The organism is Mesorhizobium sp. M5C.F.Ca.IN.020.32.2.1 (genome assembly GCF_004023105.1).
Lineage (GTDB): Bacteria > Pseudomonadota > Alphaproteobacteria > Rhizobiales > Rhizobiaceae > Mesorhizobium > Mesorhizobium wenxiniae.
In genome coordinates, this window is the sequence record NZ_RZSX01000489.1 from 1 (window position 1) to 4,850 (window position 4,850).

The following is a 4,850-nucleotide window of genomic DNA, read 5'->3' on the forward strand; positions in this document are numbered from 1 at the left end:
GCCGACGAAGCCGAGCGCCAGGACAAGGGCGAGACGCTTACCACAGCCGAAGCTATCTATGGCGACGACATCAACGACAATGCGCGCCCGGACAACTTCTTCGATCCCAATGCCGAGTTCGAAGGCGGCGAAGACAACGGCTGATTGCACGTCACAAGGCGTCAGAGCGGCGCTTCAAAACGTTTCGTCGGCTTCCAGTCATTTCTGGACCAATGCCCGGGCCCCTCGCCTGGGCATTTTTGTGCCAAAAGGAACTTTTCGAACCCCTATATGTTGAGGCAGACTACAGCGCCGCGCGTCCTTTGGACGCGCAAATGAAGCTGTAGAACTTCGGTTTGGCGCATGATCCTTTCCGAAAATCGAATCCGATTTTCGGGATCGTGCGCGAGACAGCGTGTCTGGCCAAGAGGGGATATTGGTCATGAATATTCTGCTGAAACGCATTCTCGACCGCCTGGTGCGCACCGGCAACCTCAAAGTCACCGGACCGAAAGGCCTCTCGGTGATTTTCGGCGATGGCACTGGCGATCCGGTGCACATGCACATCAAGACCGCGCATGCCGAGCGCGCCATCACCTTCGATCCGATGCTGGCGGTGCCGGAGGCCTACATGGACGGCGAACTCGACATACTCGAGGGTGGCGTGCTGGGGGTGATGCGTATCGCTTTCCAGAACATGGGTAGCGGCGGCATCGATGCCACCTGGTCGAAGGCAATCGAGGGCCTGCGCCACGCCTTCCGCCGCCTGCAGCAGATCAACACGGCGGCGCGCGCGCGCCGCAACGTGCAGCGCCACTATGATCTATCGGGCGAGCTCTACCGGCTCTTCCTCGACGAGGACATGCAGTATTCCTGCGCCTATTTCGAGCAGCCGGACATGACGCTCGATGAGGCGCAGGCCGCCAAGAAGCGCCACATCGCCGCCAAGCTCAGGCTGAAGGCCGGTCAGACGGTGCTCGACATCGGCTCCGGCTGGGGCGGGCTTGGCCTCTATCTCGCCAAGGCCTTCGACGTAGACGTGCAAGGTGTGACGTTGTCGACCGAGCAGCATGGCGTCGCCACCGACCGCGCCCATGCGCAAGGCCTGGAAAACCGCGTGCATTTCGAATTGAGGGATTACCGCGAGCTCAACGAGCGCTTCGACCGCATCGTCTCGGTCGGCATGTTCGAGCATGTCGGCGTCAATCACTACCGCACCTTTTTCGACAAATCGGCGACACTCTTGAAGCCGGACGGCGTCATGCTGCTGCACACGATCGGCCGCTCCGGCGTGCCGTGGGCAACCAGCGCCTTCATTCGCAAATACATCTTCCCGGGCGGCTATATCCCCTCGCTCTCGGAAGTGATGCCGGCGATCGAAAAGTCGGGCCTCATCGTCACCGACATCGAAATCCTGCGGCTGCATTATGCCGACACGCTGAAGCACTGGGGCGAGCGCTTCGCCGCCAACCGCGACAAGGCCAAGACGATTTACGACGAGCGTTTCTGCCGCATGTGGGAGTTCTACCTAGCTGCCTCGGAAGCCGCCTTCCGCTGGCAGGATCTGGTGATCTTCCAAATCCAGATCGCCAAGAAGAACGACACGCTGCCGATGTCTCGCGACTATATGGCCAAATGCGAGAAGGCGCTGGAGATGCGTGACATGGGACATCGCCCAAAAGCCGCTACCGTCAAGCCCGCGCGGCGGCGCAAGGTAGCGGATACAGAATAGACTGCCGGCGATCGCCCATTGCGGCTTGCCTTTGCCGGCCCGCACGCTGAAAAAGGTCTCGTCGTCGCCGCGAGACCTTTTTTCATGACCTATCTCATCTACATCGTTGCTGCCCTTGCCGAGATCGCCGGCTGCTTTTCGATCTGGGCGTGGTGGCGGCTGGAAAAGTCGCCGTTGTGGCTGGCGCCAGGCCTGGCCTCGCTCGCATTGTTCGGCTTCCTGCTGGCGCTGGTAGACGTCAGCGCGGCGGGTCGCGCCTATGCCGCCTATGGCGGCATTTACATCGCTGCCTCGGTCGGATGGCTGTGGCTGGTGGAAGGCGTGCGCCCCGACCGCTGGGACCTTGCCGGTTCCGCGCTCTGCATCCTTGGCGCCTCGGTCATCCTGCTCGCGCCTCGGGGGGCGTGAGCTATGGAACTGCCTATCCCACTTCGACAGGGCGTCGAGCGCCTGCTCGAAAAAGTACCGCTGCCGACGCTGAAGCAAGCGGCAAAAACGCTGTCGGACCGCTACCGCGCCGAACTGCGCGACGGCCGTCTGCACATGGCCGAGCAGATGGCGGTCAAGGCCTATCTGGCGACGCGGCTGCCGGCGACCTATGCCGCCGTCCGTGCCGGCCTCGATGCGCTCAGCGAGGCAAGACCCGATTATGCTCCGAAAACCCTGCTCGATATAGGCGCCGGCCCTGGTACGGTGCTTTGGGCCGCGCTCGATATCTGGCCCGACCTCCAGCAGGCGGTGCTCATCGAGGCGAGCGCCGCGGTGCGCCGGGTCGGCGAGGCGCTTGCCACTGAGGCGATGACGGCCAGGGTCGCCTGGCTGGCCGGCGATGTCACCCTCGATCTCGCCGATCTCAAGCCGGCCGAGCTGGTCACCTGCGCCTATGTGCTGGACGAGATCGGACCGGCGTCACTGCCAAAACTCATCGACCGGCTCTGGCACCTGACCGACAACACGCTGCTGGTCGTCGAGCCGGGCACGCCGGCCGGATGGCAGCGCATCGTTGCCGTGCGCCGGCAGCTGATCGAGGCGGGCGCGCATGTGCTTGCGCCTTGCCCGCATGAGGCTCCCTGCCCGCTCGTGCCGCCCGACTGGTGCCATTTTTCGCGCCGTGTCGCGCGTTCGCGCCTGCACCGGCTGGCTAAAGATGCCGACGTGCCATGGGAGGACGAGAAATTCATCTACATCGCCGCCTCCCGCCAAGCTGTTGCCCCACCGCAGGCACGTGTGATCGCACCGCCGAAATCGGGCTCCGGCAAGGTCCTGCTGAACCTTTGCCAAAAGGACGGCAGTGCCGACGAGAAACTGTTCACCAAGCGCCACGGTGAACTGTTCAAGGCGGCGCGGCGGCTGGACTGGGGTGATTCCGTCTAGCGACTTCGGCCCGCGTCCACCACACACTTGATTTTGTTCTTCATTTGTTCTAGCTATCGCGCAGAATCACGACCTTACCGAGTCAACCGGAATCGGAGCACGGGAATTCCGTCCTGTGGACGGTTTATCGTTCCTGTGAACAGTGGGCATCAAAGCCGGTTGGACAGGGACTGTTGCAGATAAGTCAGCACTGATTTTTCCCATTCTGATATCGAGGAGCCGGGATCGAAATCGGGGACATCATGGCAGAGGCAGCACGAAAATTCGGCGTGGCGGAAACACCGCTCTATCGCGAGGCACCGAACAACATCGAAGCCGAGCAGGCGCTGCTCGGCGCCATCCTCGTCAATAACGATGCTTTCTACCGCGTCTCGGATTTCCTGAAATCCGGCCATTTTTACGAGCCGCTGCATAGAAAAATCTTCGAAGTCGCCGCCGAACTCATCCGTATGGGCAAGATTGCGACACCGATCACGCTGAAGACCTTCCTACCTGCCGACGAGAAGGTCGGCGACATGACGGTTGCGCAATATGTCGTGCGGCTTGCCGTCGAGGCGGTCACCGTGGTTAACGCCGCCGACTACGGCCGCGCCATCTACGATCTCGCCACGCGACGCGCACTGATCACCGTCGGCGAGGACATGGTGAACATCGCCTACGATGCGCCGGTCGACATGTCGCCGTCCGAGCAGATCGAGGATGCCGAACGGCGCCTGTTCGAACTGGCCGAGACCGGCCGCTACGATGGCGGCTTCGAGAGCTTCACCGATGCGGTCAAAACCGCCGTCGACATGGCCAATGCCGCCTATATGCGCGACGGGCATTTGTCGGGCGTCGCCACGGGCCTGCGCGATCTCGACCGCCGCATGGGCGGCCTGCAGCCCTCCGATCTGATCATCATCGCCGGCCGCCCCGGCATGGGCAAGACCTCGCTTGCCACCAACATGGCCTTCAACATCGCCGAAGCCTATGTGCCGGCGCAACAGGCCGACGGCTCGTTCAAGGCGGCAAATGGCGGCGTGGTCGGCTTTTTCTCGCTCGAAATGTCATCGGAACAGCTCGCTACCCGCATCATTTCCGAGCAGACCGAAATCCCGTCGTCAAAAATTCGCCGCGGCGAGATCAGCGAGATGGACTTCGAAAAGCTGGTCGCATGCTCGCAGACCATGCAGAAGATCCCGCTGTTCATCGACCAGACCGGCGGCATCTCGATCGCCCAGCTATCAGCGCGGGCGCGGCGGCTGAAACGCCAGCGCGGCCTCGACGTCATCGTCATCGACTATATCCAGCTGATGCAGGGATCGAGCGCCAAATCCTCACAGAACCGTGTGCAGGAGATCACCGAAATCACCACCGGCCTGAAGGCGCTGGCCAAAGAGCTTGCCGTGCCGATCATCGCGCTGTCGCAGCTGTCGCGCCAAGTCGAAAGCCGTGACGACAAGCGCCCTCAGCTTTCGGATCTGCGCGAATCCGGTTCGATCGAGCAGGACGCCGACGTGGTGATGTTCGTCTACCGCGAGGAATACTATCTGAAGAACCGCGAGCCGAAGCCCGGCACCGACGAATACATCAAATGGGAAAACGAGATGAACGAGATGCGCGGCAAGGCCGAGGTCATCGTCGCCAAGCAGCGTCATGGGCCGACCGGATCAGTCAGCCTCGCTTTCCAGGGCGAGTTCACCCGCTTCTCCGACCTCGCCGAGGAGCATCATATTGCGGAGAGGTTTGAGTAGTTTTTGACTTACCGCCGCGCTCCGTCACACCC

At 62.0% G+C, this 4,850-nt stretch carries 4 protein-coding genes and 1 pseudogene; all 5 read left to right on the forward strand.

What is annotated here, in order from left to right; genetic code table 11:
• Positions 1 to 144 (forward strand): annotated as a pseudogene (locus EOA86_RS40520) (50S ribosomal protein L9); the annotation flags it as partial.
• 277 nt (positions 145 to 421) lie between these two features.
• Positions 422 to 1,711, forward strand: a complete 1,290-nt coding sequence (locus tag EOA86_RS22460) for a cyclopropane-fatty-acyl-phospholipid synthase family protein (RefSeq protein WP_128343642.1) — start codon at positions 422 to 424, stop codon at positions 1,709 to 1,711.
• 84 nt (positions 1,712 to 1,795) lie between these two features.
• Positions 1,796 to 2,119, forward strand: coding sequence for a YnfA family protein (locus EOA86_RS22465; RefSeq protein ID WP_127211775.1), 324 nt, complete (start codon positions 1,796 to 1,798; stop codon positions 2,117 to 2,119).
• Between the two features lie 3 nt (positions 2,120 to 2,122).
• Positions 2,123 to 3,085 (forward strand): small ribosomal subunit Rsm22 family protein, encoded by a 963-nt coding sequence (locus tag EOA86_RS22470; RefSeq protein ID WP_128343644.1) that lies wholly within the window; start codon positions 2,123 to 2,125, stop codon positions 3,083 to 3,085.
• 242 nt (positions 3,086 to 3,327) lie between these two features.
• Entirely contained in the window at positions 3,328 to 4,818 is a 1,491-nt protein-coding gene (locus tag EOA86_RS22475; protein ID WP_065009846.1) for a replicative DNA helicase, read from the forward strand.
• Positions 4,819 to 4,850 lie beyond the last annotated feature (32 nt).